The sequence below is a fragment of the Azospirillum sp. VT-I1 genome (assembly GCF_055698305.1).
This window is the reverse complement of sequence record NZ_CP168800.1, coordinates 670,935-687,443: the sequence shown is the minus strand read 5'-3', so window position 1 is coordinate 687,443 and position 16,509 is coordinate 670,935. Positions and strand designations below refer to the sequence as shown.

The following is a 16,509-nucleotide window of genomic DNA, read 5'->3' as shown; positions in this document are numbered from 1 at the left end:
TCCGTGGATCAGGAGCCGGTGCCGGCGACCGTGACGGCGCGGCCGGCGGTCAGGCCGGGCAGGTTGCCGGTGACCACGCGGTCGCCCGGCGCCAGCCCCTCCACCTGCACCAGATCGCCGCGCGCCCATTGGGCCACGCGCGTGACCGGACGGCGTACGGTACGGCCGTCGGCGATCGCCAGAACGAAGTCGCCCCGGTCGTCGTGGCGGATGGCGACCGGCGGCACGGCGATGGCGTCCGACGCCTCCGCCACCAGCACCTCGCCGCTGGCGAACATGCCGCCGCGAAGCGCGCCGTCGCGGTTGTCGATGGTGACATAGACCGGGATGGCGCGCGAACCCGCCCGTGCCATCGGGTTGATGCGGGCGACGCGGCCGGCGAACTCCCGCTCGCCGAAGCCCTCCACCCGCAGCCGGACGGACTGGCCGACTGCGAGCCGGGCCACCTGCTCCGCCGGGACGGTCGCCTCGACCTCCACCCGCGACAGGTCGACGATGGTGAACATGGCGGCATTCACCGCAAGATTTTCGCCGGGATTGACCAAGCGGAGGGCGACCATCCCGTCGATGGGGCTGACCACCACCGCGTCGCGCAGGGCCTTGCGCGCCAGCTCCACCTGGGCGGCCAGCGCATCCACCTGCGCCCGCTGGAAGCCGAAGCTGCTCTCTGCCTGATCCAGGCTGGTGTCGGAGACGATGTTGCTGCGGTTCAGGGTGCGGTTCTTGGCCAGCGTCTTCTCCGCCAGGACCAGCTGGGCGCGGGCGCCCTCCAGGTTCGCTTGCTTCTCGTTCAGGCGGGCGGCGAGTTCGACGATTTCGAAACGGGCGAGCACCTCGCCCCGGCGAACGGCCTGCCCCTCGCGCACCGGCACCTCGGCCAGCCGGGCCGCCACCTCCGCCTTGATCGCCGACTGTTCCAGGGAGAGATCGAACCGCTGAGGCGGACGGTCTCGGTCAGCGCGCGCGGGGCGACGGCCGTCACCTCCAGCGCCGACAGTTCCACCGGGCGTTCGCCGGCGGGTACCGGCGGGGCGGCCGGCGTCGCCGCCGGACCCTGGGTCCGCCACAGGGCAACCCCGCCTGCCGCCAGCAGCAGGACGAGCAGCCAGACGACCCAGCGGAAGCGCCGCGGGCGGGGCAGGGGTGGCGTGTCGTACTGCGGGGAGGGCCGTTGCGGCTGCAGCGGCTGCGGGGCCGGCGGAACGGTCCGTTGGGGGGCGGTCATGATGCTCGATCCAGGTTCGGCCGGTCCTGCACGGTAGTCAGCGTCGGCACCGGTTGAGGGCGCGGCCGCCATCCATTAAGTGTGGCGCCGATGTTCCGTCAAGGTTCCCATTGTCGCGGCTTGTGACGGTATTGTCCTGCTCGAAGGGACAGCGAACATAGGCATACCTGCATTTGCCGAAAATCCTAATTGCCCACTTCAGGACAAGGGATCAATAGGGCTTTTTTGGGGCATCTTCGGGACAGGATTCGGAAAACGGTCGCGTTGTCGCTTGACAGGCGTGGGCTATACATTGAAAAGCGATCCATCTCTTGTCCCGCCCGCGCCAACAGCACGGAAATCACCTCGTGGTCAAACGGAACCTCGCGACGATCAACGCCGCCGGAGCTATGCTGTGCCTCGCGCTCGGCCTGGCCGGCTGTGCCACCGAAGCGCCGCAGGTGCAGACGGCACCCCTGTCGAAGCCGCCTATGTCCCCGACCCGAACGATCCGCTGTCGCGCTGGGTCCCGCTGATCCGCGAGGCCTCCCAGCGTTACGACATGCCGGAGAAGTGGATCCGCGCGGTGATGATGCGGGAAAGCAACGGCCGCGCCACCAACCGCGACGGCAAGGTTCTGACCAGTTCCGCCGGGGCCATCGGCCTGATGCAGGTGATGCCCGGCACCTACGAGCTGATGCGGGCGCAATACGGCCTGGGCCCCGACCCGTCCGACCCGCGCGACAACATCCTGGCCGGCACCGCCTATCTGCGCGAGATGTACGACCTGTTCGGCGCACCCGGTTTCCTGGCCGCCTACAATTGCGGGCCGGGCTGCTATGCCCAGCATCTGGCCGGCAAGCAGCGCCTGCCGCGCGAGACCAAACTGTATCTTGCCGCCCTGACCCCGGTTCTGCGCGGCTCGGCCCCCCGCGAGCCGTCGCTGGCGGCCGGTGCCGGCGCCATCGAGATCGCGGTGGTGCCGGACGACGCGCCGAAGCCGCGCGGCGGCCAGCCGGCGGCCCCGCAGCGCGTCGAGCCCGCCCCCGTGGTGGTCGCATCCGCCGAAGCGCCGCCGTCCCGCGCCGTCGAGCCGCGCCGCATGGAACCCCGCCCGGCCGAGCAGAAGGCTGTGGAACCCGTGGCGGCTCCTGTTCCGGCCCCGGCACCGGTGGTGGTCGCGTCGCTGCCGCAGCCGGCCGCCGCACCCGCCATGCCGGTCCAGGTCGCCAGCGTCGAACCGCCGCCGGCCCCGGCGACCCACAGGGTCAGCCCGCAATTCACCACCCAGGTCGCCGAGGCTCTGCTGCCTCCGCAGTCGGTCGGCAAGGGGGAGCGCGTGGTGATGCGCTTCGTCTCGCAGCGAGCCGATGGCTGCGGCAGCCTCGCCGGCCGCGACCGCGCCTGCGTGGCGCTGGCGGACGCACGGTAACGGGAATCCACCGCAAGGGGATCGGGGCTTGCGGCCCCGTCCCGGCGTCGACGGAGGGCGGATCGCGGACGCGGTGCCGCCCTCACCTTGAGCTGAACAATTTTTCTCTTCTTGCGGTCGGATTTGATCCGCATCACTTACGGATCGCCCCGTCACTGGCATAACGGTGTGATGGACCGGTCCGAACGCACATCCAGCCCATATCCGCCCTGCACCCGCTGCGGCGAAGAGGTTCTGCTCGGCGAGCCGATGTACTGGACGCCGGAGCGTCCGGGGCATGTCTGGCACGACCCTTGCGCGCAGAGAGAGGGGCTTTTGCCGTCCACGCTTAAACCGATGCGCAGCAAACGGCGTAAGAAGGCGGAAGGCGAGCCGCTGTTCTGAGCGGAGATTCTGAGTGGAGCGGAGGGCCCATTGCGAAATCGGGCGCCTGCCGCCACCCGTCGCCGGCCGGTGGTGTCCGGGCGCTTTCCGGTCCAGTGATCACGATAGGATGCGTTCCAGTATTTTTTTGTTTTCGATGTCCGGATATTCCATCAAGTCAAGGATTGCGTGGAACAGCTGAGGTCGGTTCGCCCACAAAATTGCGAATGATTTTGGGTAGGCACTCCGCATGGTGAGCAGGTGTTGCTTGATGCTGTCAGCGGCCACCAGCGTTCCATCTTCTTGAGGATCGATGCCGGGGGCATCTTCCGGCTCCAGGTCATGATCAGCGACCTTTCTGACCGCCTTGTGGTCGTAAAGATTCCAGAACGCGTTGAGAAGGGTTTGAAAGGTCCTGGCGGGTTCCTGTTCATTCAGCGTCCAAATGAGGAAGTCGGACTCGAAGAAGCGCATGATGGCTCGGTTGCGCCGTTCGGAGTTGGCATTGGCAAGGCCGCCGTTACTCTGTGACAGCGGAACCGTATTGCGGAAGGCGAGATAGGCTTTGATCAACTGCTGCAACCGCGGCTGGAGTTCCAAATCGGTTGCAGGAACCTTCGCGGCCGCTTCCGCTTTTTCTAGGTCGATTGCCGCCTGTTCGAGCCAAGGTCTCTGATTTTTAGTCAAATTGCCGATACGCGTGATGCCGGGCAGGTCCCGCAGTTGCTCGCACAATGTCAGCATGCCCTCTGTCGCGCCCGCATAACTCTTGTTGAGGACCGCGAGCCGGACGGCGTCCCCATAGACCAGCCACGCCGTCGAATGACTGCCCTGTGCGGTTCCCAAGGCGGTTGTCGGCCGGCTGCCGATGTGGAGCTTGTCGATCTTGCCATCGGCGCTGGTTTCGATCTGCACGGAAAAGAGCCCCTGATTGGCGGGGCCGTTCGTCAGCACCCTGTCGTCGTTTTCGCTGGATATCCTTTCGGGCGCCTGACCATAAAGCGCCTCGATCTCGCCATAGATCTCGTTCTGGTATGGGCCGATGCACCCGATTTGGGTGAGGTAGTCGCGGACCGAGTTCTCACCGTCCATCTCGGCGTTGCGAAAAGCTGTCTCGTAAGTGCTTTCAAGCGTCCAGAGATGTTGGACGATCACTTCGGCGATACGGCGGGTCGGGCCTCCATGCTCTCCTTCGACCATTCCGGGGGTGGTCTGCGGCGTGGCGGCAAGGTCTTGGAAATGCTTGATGACCCCTTGGTCCAGCAAGCTCCACATCGCGCCGCGTGTTTGCTCCGCTGCAGTTTCCGTCAACCTTAAGCGGTCTGCCTCATGGGGGTTGTCCTCCCATCCAACCTGCAAATCGTTGACGGGTCTCAATTTTTCCAAAGCTGCGGGTTCACCGTGGCCGGTGGCCGCCCCGATATCCACCTGCGACAGCGGAATGACGTTGCGGTATGCCAGGAATCCTTTTGCCAAGCGCTGCAAGTGGTCGATCTTCAACACCTCGGCGAGCGCCGCGTGATCCGTCGCGACAAGCGCCTCCATGGTGGCCTTGGCGCTGTCGTACTGGGCTTTGGCGGCGCCGGTCAGATTGTCGGCCCGCGCGACGCCCGGCAGATTTTTGGCGTCGAGATAGAGATCGTGCACCGCCGTCACCGCACCATCCACGGTACGGCCCAGGACGGCGTTGCGCAATTGATCAGTGTACAGCGCCCAAGCCGTGGTGTGGCTCTTTTCGGCGTTTTTGAACAACCCGTGAGGCCGACCTGCAATGTGGACCGCCGAGATTCGGATCTCCTTATGCGTGGTCTGCATCATCCCTTGCATATTCGGATCGTCGATCTCGAACTCGCCCAAGCTCACCTCGACGGCGAATTTGCCCTGGACCACCTTGGTTCCGGAGTGCGGCCGGGTATCCAGCGCGATCGGGCCGGAAAGCTGGCTTGCGGCGGCCCGCCGTCCCATGACGTCGGCCTCCCGCTCCAACCCGGTGTCGTCGTTGATCTGCACGTTGGCCTTCAACGACATAGTCGGCCGAACTCGTCCCTGCGCCTGCTGGACCACATGCCAGGCTTCATGTGCCAGATGCTTCGACTGTCCGGGACCCAGATAGATGTCGCGGCCCTGCGTGTAAGCGAAAGCGTTCAGCTGCGCCGGCTTGGGCGAGTTGTGATGAACCGCGACGCCGCCCATCGACATGCCGGACAGCGCCTCGATTCCCCGTCTCAACGACTCCGGCAGGCCGCTGCGGTGGGGAGCGAGGGCTGTTAGTCGCTGGACTGCCGGGGCGGCGTTGAGCCGCACCGACAAATTGGAAAGTTGGTCATGGTATGGCCCGGCGGCACCTGGAGCCGCTTCCGCCGACCTCGTCGTCGCCGAGCCGGCATTCGCCAAATTGGGATGAGGGGCTTGCCGCCGTGGCATGTTCTGGAGAGGCATGCCTCATTAATATAGGAATCAATCCCACATTACAACTGAACGACGAACGATTGAGGCATGCTTTCGCGTTCTTTGCCCGTTCTGCGCCGGCTGCGGCGATGGTGACTTCGGTGGCCGCCTTGCGGAGGCCACCGTTGAAGCCGCGTGCATCGGCGGAATGCTCAGATCCGCGGCGCCGTGTCCATCATTCCCACTCGATGGTGCCGGGCGGCTTCGACGTGATGTCGTAGACCACGCGGTTCACGCCGCGGACTTCGTTGACGATGCGGTTGGACACGCGCGCCAGGAAGTCGTGGGGGAAGGGATACCAATCGGCGGTCATGCCGTCGGTGGAGGTCACCGCGCGCAGAGCCAGCACATGGTCGTAGGTGCGGCCGTCGCCCATCACGCCGACGGTACGGACCGGCAGCAGCACCGCGAAGGCCTGCCAGATCGCGTCGTAAAGGCCGGCGTTGCGGATCTCCTCCAGATAGATCGTGTCGGCCTTGCGCAGGATCTCCAGCTTCTCCGGCGTGATCTCGCCGGGGACGCGGATGGCGAGGCCCGGGCCGGGGAAGGGATGGCGGCCGATGAAGGCGGCGGGCAGGCCGAGTTCGCGGCCGAGCGCGCGGACCTCGTCCTTGAAAAGCTCGCGCAGCGGCTCGACCAGCTTCAGCTTCATGCGGTCGGGCAGGCCGCCGACATTGTGGTGCGACTTGATGGTGACCGACGGGCCGCCGGTGAAGGACACGCTCTCAATCACGTCGGGGTAGAGGGTGCCCTGGGCCAGGAACTCCGCACCGCCGACCTTGTGGCTTTCCTCGTCGAAGACCTCGATGAACAGGCCGCCGATGATCTTGCGCTTCTGCTCCGGATCGGTGACGCCGGCCAGCTTGCCGAGGAACAGGTCCGACGCCTCGCGGTGGACCAGCGGGATGTTGTAGTGGTCGCGGAACAGGCGCACGACCTCCTCCGCCTCGCCGGCGCGCATCAGGCCGGTGTCGACGAAGATGCAGGTCAGCTGGTCGCCGATGGCCTCGTGGATCAGCACGGCCGCGACCGACGAATCGACGCCGCCCGACAGGCCGCAGATCACCTTGCCGGTGCCGACCTGGGCGCGGATCTTCTCGATGGCCTGCTGCTTGAAGGCGGCCATGGTCCAGTCGCCCTTGATGCCGGCGACGCGGTGGACGAAGTTCGCCAGCAGCTGGGCGCCGTGCGGGGTGTGGACCACCTCCGGGTGGAACTGCACGCCGTACATGCGGCGCTGGTCGTCGGCGATGGCGGCGAAGGGCGCGCCGTCGCTGACCGCCACGGCGCGGAAGCCGTCCGGCAGCACGGTGACGCGGTCGCCGTGGCTCATCCACACCTGTTCCTTGGACCCGACCTCCCACAGCCCGTCGAACAGGGCGCAGGGCTCCTTGATCTCGATGAAGGCGCGGCCGAACTCGCGATGGTCGGACCCGGAGACGGTGCCGCCCAGCTGGTGGCACATGGTCTGCTGGCCAAAGCAGATGCCGAGCACCGGGACCTTCAGGTCGAACACCGCCTGCGGGGCGCGCGGGCCGTTCGCCTCGGTGACGGAGGCCGGGCTGCCGGACAGGATGATCGCCTTCGGGTCATACTCGCGGATACGCTCGTCGCTCATGCCGAAGGGGTGGATTTCGCAATAGACCCCGCTCTCGCGCACGCGGCGGGCGATGAGCTGGGTCACCTGCGACCCGAAATCGAGAATGAGGACGCGTTCGGCGGAAAGGGAAGCGGCGCTGGACATCGAAGAATCCTGATGCGGGGGACTCAAGGCCCCTCACTACCGCACCTCCGGCCCCGCCGACAAGCGTGCAAGCGGCGTCAGGTCGCGCCAGCCATAGGCGATCTCCACCAGATCGGTGTTGGCGAAGCGGATCGGACGCTCCGCCACCTTGATCCCGCCCAGCCGCTCGTAGAACCAGCGCGACGGGTTGTCGCGCAGGCACCACACCGCGGCGGAGCGGACCCCGGCCGCCAGGAAACGGTCGGCCATCGCCGCCATCAGCCGACGCCCGATGCCGTAACCCTTTGCGTCGTCTAGCAGATAGAGCGCGTGGAACTCCCCGGTGTGCCCCTGAACCGTCACCCGCCGCGTCCCGAAGGAGGCGATGCCGACGATGGTGCCGGGCGCCGCGATCAGGCCGGCGACGTCGACCGCGACGAAGGCGCCCTGCCCGGGGCCGCGCGTTTCGGCGATGGCTGCCCAGCGCTGGGCGGCGGGCGGTTCCGACAGGTTGACCAGGAACTGCGCCGGGATCAGGCCGGGGTAGGTGGACCGCCAGCTCTGCACATGGACGCGGGCCATGCCGGCGGCGTCTGCCGCGTTCGCCTGGCGGATTGCGACCGTGGTGTCCGTCATCGACCGACCCTCCCGTGCAGCCTCTGTACCAACAGTTTGGATTGCCGATGCAGGAAGTCCAGCCGGAAAAGGAGGCAGGAATTTGGCGCTGTCGATACGGTCCGGCGGGGCGCGCCGCCCCGGCCCGGTTGTCATCGCTGCGCAACGGGGGTAAACAGCCGGAACCTGTTCCGGCGGGTGCCGCGTTCGACCCCATCGGCCGCGGCGGCCCGCCAGTCCGCCCCAAGCGCCATGCCGGTGCCGGGCGGGGCTCCGGAGACCGGACACCGCATGTATTCCTCGCCTACGCTCTCCCGTTACATCGGACGGCAGTTCATCGTCTGGTTCTGCCTGCTGATGGTGATCCTGCTCGCCATCGTGCTGCTGCTGGATACGGTGGAACTGCTGCGCCGCGCCGGCAGCAAGCCGAACGTCACCTTCGGGCTGGTGATCCAGATGGCTCTGCTGAAGCTGCCGGAGATCGGCCAGCAGATCTTTCCCTTCGTCATCCTGTTCGCGGGCATGTTCACCTTCTGGCGGCTGACCCGCAGCGCCGAGCTGGTGGTGGCGCGTGCGGTCGGCGTGTCGGCCTGGCAGTTCCTGATGCCGGTGATGTTCGCTGCCGCCGCCATCGGCGTGGTCAAGGTGACGCTGATCAACCCGGTCGGCGCGGTGTTCGTCGCCAAGTACGAACAGCTGCAGGACCGCTACCTGAAGCTCCAGTCCAGCACGCTGAACATCTCCCGCTCCGGCCTGTGGCTGCGCCAGACCAACGAGAAGGAGCAGTTCTTCATCCATTCGGAACTGGTGAACCCGGTGACCTTCGAACTGTCGAACGTCATCGTCTTCCTGTTCGACGCCGACCAGAACTACCTGGGACGCATCGACGCCCCCAGCGCCGTCCTGAGGGACCGCAAGTGGGAACTGCAGGACGCCGTCCTGAACCGGGCGAAGAAGGATCCGGAGCTGCTGGACACCTACACCATCCCGACCGAACTGGACATGGCGACCATCGAGGAGAGCTTCGCCCCGCCGGAAACCATCTCCTTCTGGGAGCTGCCGCGGTTCATCCACACGCTGGAGACCACCGGATTCCCAGCCGTGCGCCACCGGCTGCATTACCAGTCGCTGCTGGCCCAGCCCTTCCTGTTCCTGGCGATGGTGCTGTTCGCCGCCGCCTTCTCGCTGCGGCTGCCGCGGCGGGGCGGGACGATGGCGATGGTAACCGGCGGGGTGCTGACCGGCTTCGTGCTGTTCGTGATGACCGACGTGGTGCGCACCTTCGGCATGTCGGAGACGATCCCGATCATCATGGCCGCCTGGAGCCCGGCCGGAATCAGCCTTCTGCTCGGTACCGCGGCGCTGCTGCATCTGGAGGATGGCTGAGACGCGGTCCCGGCTTTCCCGAGAGAGGGCGGGGTGGGGCCATTCGCCGCAAAGCGGGGGTTATCCCTGTCGGTCATAATTCCGCCCCGTTGGTTTTGCACTGAAAGGGTGGGGTCGGATTCCGTTTGCATGGGGCACCGGCCCCACCGTAATAACGGGCGACCCGTTTTTGGAGCTTGAGCACCATGTCGAGTTTGCGAGCCGTCCGGACCACCGTCGCCGTGGCGACCGCCTGCGCGCTTCTGGCCCTGCCCGCCGCGGCGCAGTCCAGCAAGGCCGCCGCCGGTGCCGCGGCGCCGAAGACGGGCGACGAATCCACCCGTCCGGCACGGGCGCCGGGGGCGGAGGGCATCGCCGCGGTCGTGAACGACGAGGTTGTCTCGGTCTCCGACGTCAACGCCCGCATCCGCATGGCCCTGCTGAACGCCGGTACCGCCGGCAATCCGGAGACGATCCAACGCCTGACGCCGCAGGTCATGCGCCTGCTGATCGACGAGCGGCTGCAGATGCAGGAGGCCAAGCGCCTGGGCATCACCGTGTCGGCGGCCGAGATCGACGAGGCGATCAAGCGCATCGCCGAACAGAACCGCATGAACGGCCAGCAGCTTCAGGACATGCTGAAGCGGCAGAACGTGCCGGTCTCCACCCTGAAAGACCAGATCCGCTCGCTGCTGGCCTGGCAGAAGGTGATGCAGCGCCGCATCCGCCAGGAGGTCGTCGTCGGCGAGGACGAGATCGACGCGGCGATGGAGCGGCTGAAGGCCAACATCGGCAAGCCCGAATATCTGGTCGCCGAGATCTTCCTTGCGGTGGACAGCCCCGACCAGGACGACGAGGTGCGCCGCAACGCCGAGCGTCTGGTGGAGGAGGTGAAGCGCGGCGGCAACTTCGCGGCGCTGGCCCGCCAGTTCTCGCAGTCCGCCGGTGCCGCCGCCGGCGGCGACCTGGGCTGGGTGCGCAGCGGCGAGCTTTCGCCGGAGGTCGACAAGGCACTGGCGGGAATGCGCGGCGGCCAGCTTTCGACGCCGATCCGCACGGCCACCGGCTATCACATCCTGCTGGTGCGCGGCCAGCGGCCGTTCGGCACCAGCGGCGGCGAGGTGCCGATGCCCGCCGCCCAGCCGGCGGCGCCCCGTCCGCAGCCGCGGCCCGACGTGGCCAAGGCCACGGTCAACATGAAGCAGATCATCATCCCGATCGAATCCCCCGATCAGACCAAGGCCGTCAAGGAGCAGGCCGAGAAGCTGCGGAAGTCGATCAAGAGCTGCGGCGATTTCCAGGCCCGCGCCAAGGAGACCGGCATGCCGGAATCGGGCGACATGGGCACCATGCGCGTCAAGGACATGGCGCCCGGCCTGCAGAACCTGGCGCTCGGCATTCCGCTGGGGCAGGCCAGCCCGGTCCTGATGAGCCAGGCCGCCGCGGTGATCCTGATCGTCTGCAAGCGCGACGTCCCGATGATCCAGCCGCCGCCGGAGGCCCGTCCGGCCCCGCCGCCGCCGCCCGCGCCGACTCCGATCAAGGAGGCCACGCTGCCGGGCCGCGAGGAGGTGGAACGCGACCTGATCAACGAGCGTGCCGAACTGCTGTCGCGCCGCTACCTGCGCGATCTGCGCCGTACCGCCTTCATCGAGACGCGCCTGTGATGGCCGCCCTGCCGGACAGCCTGCCGCTGGCCCTCACCATGGGCGAGCCGGCCGGCGTCGGCGGGGACATCACCCTGAAGACCTGGGCGGCACGCCACGACGCGGTGGTGCCGCCCTTCGTCGTTCTGGACGATCCCGCCCGGCTGGCCGCGCTGGCGGCAAGGCTCGGGCTGGAGGTACCGGTCCGGGAGGTCGCGTCCCCCGGCGAAGCGGCGGCGCTGTTCGACCAGGCCCTGCCGGTCCTGCCGGTGAGCCTCGGCAACCCGGTCGTCGCCGGAACGCCGGACCCGGCCAACGGGGCGGCGGTGATCGCCAGCATCGACCGCGCGGTCGCCCTGGTGCAGGCGGGGCAGGCGGCGGCGGTGGTCACCAACCCGATCCAGAAATCGTCGCTCTACGCCGCCGGCTTCCGTCATCCCGGCCATACCGAATATCTGGCGCATCTGGCCGGCCTGACGGAGGAGCCGATCATGATGCTGGCCGCCGCCGACCTGCGGGTGGTGCCGGTCACCATCCATGTGTCGGTGCGCGATGCGGTCGATCTGCTGACCACGGACGCCATAATCCATGCCGGCCGCGTCACCGCGGCGGCGCTGTCGCGCGACTTCGGCATCGCGCGGCCGCGGCTGGCCGTCGCCGGCCTCAATCCCCATGCGGGGGAGGGCGGGGCGATGGGGCGGGAGGAGATCGACGTCATCGCCCCCGCCGTCGCGGCGTTGCGCGCCGACGGCATCGAGGTGTCCGGCCCCCGTCCGTCCGACACCATGTTCCACGCCGCCGCCCGCCGCGGCTATGACGTGGCGCTGTGCATGTACCACGATCAGGCGCTGATCCCGGTGAAGACGGTGGATTTCGACGGCGGCGTGAACATCACGCTGGGCCTGCCCTTCGTCCGCACCTCGCCCGACCACGGGACGGCGCTGGACATCGCCGGGACCGGGGCGGCGAATGCGACCAGCCTGATCGCCGCGCTGAAGACCGCGGACGAGATGGCGCGGAACCGGCGGCGGCCGGTCACCGCCTGAGGGCGGCCTGTTCCGCAAATGAAAAAGGAGCGCCGTTGCGCTCCTTTTTCCATGCCGTGCTCGGTATCGGCCTCAGCCGCGGTCGTCCGGGTCGTACATCGTCGGACCGCCCTGGTGGTCGTGGTGCGACGGCGCCTGTTCGCGGTGATGGTGGGTGCGGGCGATGAAGGGCGCCAGTTCCTGCAATTCGATGAAGTTGTCGGCCTGACGGCGCAGTTCGTCGGCCACCATCGGCGGCTGCGACCGCACGGTGCTGACGATGCTGAAGCGCACGCCCTTGCGCTGCACCGCCTCCACCAGCCGGCGGAAGTCGCCGTCGCCGGAGAAGAGCAGGATGTGATCGACATGGTCGGCCATCTCCATCACGTCGATGGCCAACTCGATGTCCATGTTGCCCTTGATCTTGCGCCGGCCCGACGCGTCGGTGAACTCCTTGGTGGGCTTGGTCACCATCGTGTAGCCGTTATAGTCGAGCCAGTCGACCAGCGGACGAATCGGGGAGTACTCCTGATCCTCGACAAGCGCGGTATAGTAGAAAGCCCGGACCAGCCGGCCTTCCGCCGCAAAGCCGTCCCGCAACCGCTTGTAATCAATGTCGAAGCCCAATGATCGCGCGGCGGCGTAGAGGTTTGCGCCGTCGATGAAAAGAGCGAGACGCTCTTCCTTGTAAAACAACTTGCTGACATCACGCGGCAAAGTCGAATTGCGCTCCAATGCCATAATCCTTTCATAGCAAATCGGGTAATTTCATGGAACATGCGCAAAAAGCTCGCGTTCCAATTTTGAAATCTAGTGTATTATCGGCGGACGTACAAGGGGGCAACGGTCCGCCGACTGTGATTGCCGGCCCTTTGAACCGGTCTTCGACCGGCATCCGGCTGTTCCACTGACGCAATGCAGCAACGCTGTCGTTCGCGCTTGCACCTATCGGGCCACATCCATATAGTCTAGAGCCTCCTATGAATCCGGAGTTCGTCTGGCATGGCCCGCGTTACCGTTGAAGATTGCGTCCTGAAGGTTCCGAACCGTTTCGAGCTGGTCATGATGGCTGCCCAGCGCGCCCGCGAGGTCGCGAGCGGCGCTCCCCTGTCGATCGACCGCGACAACGACAAGAACCCGGTCGTGGCGCTCCGCGAGATCGCGGACGAGACGGTGTCGCTGGAGTATCTGAAGAACGCCCTGATCAAGGGTCACCAGAAGCATGTCGAGCCGGACGAGCCGGAGGAAGAGATCGTCGAGCTGATGGCCGGCGAGAACGACTGGGCCGCCCGCGGCAACAACTCGCTGGGTGACGAAGACGGCATGAGCGAGAGCGACGGCGAGGAGTTGGGCGAGGACGACGACGTCGCCGCCGACATGGACGCCGAGCCGGGCGCCGGTTTCGCCATGACCGAGGATCCCGACGGAGACCTCTGATTCTGGACAACGACCACAGGACCCGGAGGGGGCGCGACGTCCCCTCCCCGAAGAGAAGGGCGGGGGGCATCCGGCTCCCCTCCGGTTCGAACAGAACCACCACGAACACATATGAGGCGCCGCGCGCGCCGGGTCGGGCCGCATGATCCGGCAGTACGAGCTTGTCGAGCGCGTCAAGGCGTATGATCCCTCGGCCGACGAGGATCTCCTCAACCGCGCCTATGTCTATTCCATGAAGGCGCATGGATCGCAGACGCGCGCGTCGGGCGATCCTTATTTCCTCCATCCGCTGGAGGTCGCCGGCATCCTGACCCAGATGAAGCTGGACGCCGGCACCATCGCCACGGCGCTGCTTCACGACACGGTCGAGGACACCGTCGCCACGCTCGAGGACATCGAGCGGGTGTTCGGCAAGGAAATCGCCCGGCTGGTCGACGGCGTCACCAAGCTGTCGCGGCTGGAGCTGAACAGCGAGCAGGCCAAGCAGGCGGAGAATTTCCGCAAGCTGGTGCTGGCGATGTCGGAGGACATCCGCGTCCTTCTGGTGAAGCTGGCCGACCGGCTTCACAACATGCGCACGCTGTTCCACCTGAAGAAGCCGGAAAAGCGCAAGCGCATCGCCCGCGAGACCATCGAGATCTACTCGCCCTTGGCCGAGCGCATCGGCATGCACAAGATTAAGGACGAGCTGGACGATCTTGCCTTCGCGGAACTGAACCCCGACGCGCGCGACAGCATCCTGGCCCAGCTTGCCCGTCTGCGCAGCGAGGGCGAGAACCGCGTCCAGACCATCATCAGCGAACTGCGCGAGCTGCTGGCCGCCGAAGGTCTGCCCGATGCGTCGGTTACCGGGCGCGAGAAGTCGGCCTATTCGATCTGGCGCAAGCTTCAGCGCAAGAATGTCAGCTTCGAGCAGCTGTCCGACATCATGGCCTTCCGCATCACGGTCGGTTCGGTCGGCGAATGCTATCAGGCGCTGGGCATCGTGCATGCCCATTACCCGGTGGTGCCGGGGCGCTTCAAGGACTACATCTCCACGCCCAAGCCCAACGGCTACCGCAGCCTGCACACCGGCGTGATCGGTCCCGGCCGCAACCGGATCGAGGTTCAGATCCGCACCCAGGACATGCACGAAATCGCCGAGCTGGGCGTGGCCGCCCACTGGGCCTACAAGCAGGACCACCAGCCGCGCCCGAACGGCGGCGAGTACCGCTGGCTGCGCGAGCTTCTGGACATCCTGGAGCATGCGCAGAAGCCGGAAGAATTCCTGGAACACACCAAACTGGAGCTGTTCCAGGACCAGGTGTTCTGCTTCACGCCGAAGGGCGACCTGATCGCGCTGCCGCGCGGGGCGACGCCGGTCGACTTCGCCTATGCTGTCCATTCGCAGGTTGGCGACCATTGCGTCGGCGCCAAGATCAATGGTCGCATGCTGCCGCTGCGCACCCAGCTGCAGAACGGCGATCAGGTCGACATCGTCACCTCCAAGGCGCAGACGCCGGTTCCGGGCTGGGAGCGCTTCGTCGTCACCGGCAAGGCCCGCGCCCGCATCCGCAAGTTCCTGCGCACCCAGCAACGTGCCCAGTACATGGAACTGGGCCGCGGCATGCTGATGCGGCAGTTCAAGTCGGAAGGCTACGAGTTCACCGAAAAGGCGCTGGAAAACGCCATCAAGATCTTCCAGCAGCCGACGGTGGACGATCTGATGGCCGGTGTGGGCTCCGGCCTGCATTCGGTACGCGAGGTCTTCCACGCCGTCTTCCCCGGCCACAAGGCCCAGGCGGCACCCGCCCTCCGCGAGGTGGAGGAGACCGCGCCCAAGCCGAAGGCGAAGGCCCGCAAGGAATCGGCCCTGCCGATCCGCGGCCTGATCCCCGGCATGGCCGTGCATTACGCCCGCTGCTGCCACCCGCTGCCCGGAGACCGCATCGTCGGCATCGTCACCACCGGCAAGGGCGTGACGATCCACACCATTGACTGCGAGACGCTGGAGAGCTTCCACGAGTCGCCGGAACGCTGGATCGACGTGTCGTGGGAGACCGGGCCGGATTCGCCGGAGGAGCATGTCGGCCGCATCAGCGTCGTCATCGCCAATGAACAGGGCTCGCTCGGCACGTTGTTCACGGTGATCGGCAAGAATCAGGGCAACGTCATCCATCAGAAGATCACGAACCGCAGCACCGACTATTTCGAGCTGCTGATCGACATCGACGTGAAGGATGCCAAGCACCTGACCAACATCATGGCCGCTTTGCGCGCCACCCCGGCCATCCATTCGGTGGAGCGGGCGCGGGGACGGTGAAACCGCCTTTGGCGACCGCGTCCATTCATGGACGCGGTCGCCGCAGATATCCGCTGGCGGAAGCGCTGCGAATCATGATCCACATTCGCTGGCACACATCCTTCCACGAGTGGGCCAGCCATGGGATTTCAGGCATTCTGCCACTTCGGCATCGTGAACCATCATACTCTTGATCGCGCGATTGTATTCAAGGCACTCGTCAAGGTTGGATTTGTACCGCTGTTGGCAGTTAGAGCACTGCTGTTGGCGAAGTGATTGACGCTGGTATTCAGCGTCTGGTGCACTGTAAACCGGCTGAGAGTTGTAAGTTGAGGTTGGTCTGCTGGAGCAAGAGCTGAGCAGAAGGCCGGAGAAAATTATCAGAAACGCGGCTCTTTTAGTATTGAAGAGCCTCACCATGCTTTCCTCCAATGTAAATGATATCATTTTCGTCGTATCCTTTTGAGCGCAAGCATTCTATCCTGGCTTGTAATTTGTATATAAAATTTTGGTCTCCCATTCGGTTTCCAGCTCTTGTGCATGTTAAAAGGGCTTCGGTAGCCTTCTTATCAAATTTCTCGACGTCATAAGATGTGTGAATGCCGTTCCTGACAATAAATTGTTCGATAAAGAGTGTGCCTTCTTGAGGAACGATGCTGTTCCTGGGTATCGTCACAGATTTTTCGGCCGCATTGGCGGAAGCAATGCGCAAGTTCAATCCAAGCAATTCGATGCCTTGCTTGAAGATGTTGGCAGCTACGCTTATGCCAGGCGGTGTTGGTGGTGGGATATACTGAGGATTTTCGGACTTCGTCATGTAATTAACCCATATTACAAGACCGATGAAAAAGAGAATCCACTGGAGACGCATTTATAGCCTCTATACAAGCAATGGTTGAGAAAAGCGAAAAAGGTATCCCTAAGATCGTGTGAATATAGTGCAATGCACGCGATGAGTCTCTAATGAAGT

Annotated in this window: 13 protein-coding genes; 6 read left to right on the top strand and 7 right to left on the bottom strand. The window is 65.6% G+C overall.

All coding sequences use genetic code 11. The features are described from left to right. Window positions 1-8: 8 nt before the first annotated feature. A complete protein-coding gene (locus AB8P05_RS03270) occupies window positions 9-893 on the bottom strand; it encodes an efflux RND transporter periplasmic adaptor subunit (protein ID WP_472758789.1) in 885 nt (294 codons plus the stop codon). Next, window positions 791-1,225 carry a hypothetical protein gene (locus tag AB8P05_RS03265; protein WP_472758788.1) on the bottom strand — a complete coding sequence of 145 codons (435 nt, stop codon included), beginning with the start codon at window positions 1,223-1,225 and terminating at the stop codon, window positions 791-793. Before AB8P05_RS03265 ends, AB8P05_RS03270 begins: the two co-directional genes overlap by 103 nt. Before the next feature lie 394 nt (window positions 1,226-1,619). Between AB8P05_RS03265 and AB8P05_RS03260 the strand changes: the two genes are divergently transcribed. Beyond that, window positions 1,620-2,636 carry a lytic transglycosylase domain-containing protein gene (locus AB8P05_RS03260; protein WP_472758787.1) on the top strand — a complete coding sequence of 339 codons (1,017 nt, stop codon included), beginning with the start codon at window positions 1,620-1,622 and terminating at the stop codon, window positions 2,634-2,636. A gap of 483 nt (window positions 2,637-3,119) precedes the next feature. Here the strand turns inward: AB8P05_RS03260 and AB8P05_RS03255 are convergent, their stop codons facing one another. The 3 genes from AB8P05_RS03255 to AB8P05_RS03245 form a co-directional block, all read right to left on the bottom strand. Further along, a complete protein-coding gene (locus AB8P05_RS03255; RefSeq protein ID WP_472758786.1) occupies window positions 3,120-5,303 on the bottom strand; it encodes an eCIS core domain-containing protein in 2,184 nt (727 codons plus the stop codon). A 319-nt stretch (window positions 5,304-5,622) separates the two neighbouring features. After that, entirely contained in the window at window positions 5,623-7,191 is a 1,569-nt protein-coding gene (gene guaA, locus AB8P05_RS03250) for a glutamine-hydrolyzing GMP synthase (protein ID WP_455171870.1), read from the bottom strand. A gap of 36 nt (window positions 7,192-7,227) precedes the next feature. Next, window positions 7,228-7,806: a GNAT family N-acetyltransferase gene (locus tag AB8P05_RS03245; RefSeq protein WP_455171869.1), complete on the bottom strand. Its 579-nt coding sequence runs from the start codon at window positions 7,804-7,806 to the stop codon at window positions 7,228-7,230. A 270-nt stretch (window positions 7,807-8,076) separates the two neighbouring features. Here AB8P05_RS03245 and lptG point away from each other — a divergent pair, with 270 nt between their 5' ends. The 3 genes from lptG to pdxA all read left to right on the top strand — a co-directional run bounded on the left by lptG (window position 8,077) and on the right by pdxA (window position 11,842). Beyond that, window positions 8,077-9,171: an LPS export ABC transporter permease LptG gene (lptG, locus tag AB8P05_RS03240; protein WP_472758785.1), complete on the top strand. Its 1,095-nt coding sequence runs from the start codon at window positions 8,077-8,079 to the stop codon at window positions 9,169-9,171. Between the two features lie 185 nt (window positions 9,172-9,356). Beyond that, entirely contained in the window at window positions 9,357-10,817 is a 1,461-nt protein-coding gene (locus AB8P05_RS03235) for a peptidylprolyl isomerase (protein ID WP_472758784.1), read from the top strand. Beyond that, window positions 10,817-11,842 carry a 4-hydroxythreonine-4-phosphate dehydrogenase PdxA gene (gene pdxA / locus AB8P05_RS03230; RefSeq protein WP_472758783.1) on the top strand — a complete coding sequence of 342 codons (1,026 nt, stop codon included), beginning with the start codon at window positions 10,817-10,819 and terminating at the stop codon, window positions 11,840-11,842. The genes AB8P05_RS03235 and pdxA overlap by 1 nt, the downstream gene beginning before the upstream one ends. Window positions 11,843-11,914: 72 nt before the next feature. Here pdxA and AB8P05_RS03225 read toward each other — a convergent pair whose 3' ends face one another. Next, entirely contained in the window at window positions 11,915-12,562 is a 648-nt protein-coding gene (locus AB8P05_RS03225) for a LabA-like NYN domain-containing protein (protein WP_455171865.1), read from the bottom strand. Window positions 12,563-12,823: 261 nt separating this feature from the next. Between AB8P05_RS03225 and rpoZ the strand changes: the two genes are divergently transcribed. Both rpoZ and AB8P05_RS03215 read left to right on the top strand, forming a co-directional pair. After that, entirely contained in the window at window positions 12,824-13,258 is a 435-nt protein-coding gene (gene rpoZ, locus AB8P05_RS03220) for a DNA-directed RNA polymerase subunit omega (RefSeq protein WP_149221747.1), read from the top strand. A 142-nt stretch (window positions 13,259-13,400) separates the two neighbouring features. After that, complete coding sequence (locus tag AB8P05_RS03215; RefSeq protein WP_455171864.1) at window positions 13,401-15,560, top strand: RelA/SpoT family protein; 2,160 nt, start codon at window positions 13,401-13,403, stop codon at window positions 15,558-15,560. Window positions 15,561-15,936: 376 nt separating this feature from the next. On the opposite strand, the gene AB8P05_RS03210 is transcribed toward AB8P05_RS03215, so the two are convergent. After that, complete coding sequence (locus AB8P05_RS03210) at window positions 15,937-16,356, bottom strand: hypothetical protein (protein WP_472758782.1); 420 nt, start codon at window positions 16,354-16,356, stop codon at window positions 15,937-15,939. Window positions 16,357-16,509 lie beyond the last annotated feature (153 nt).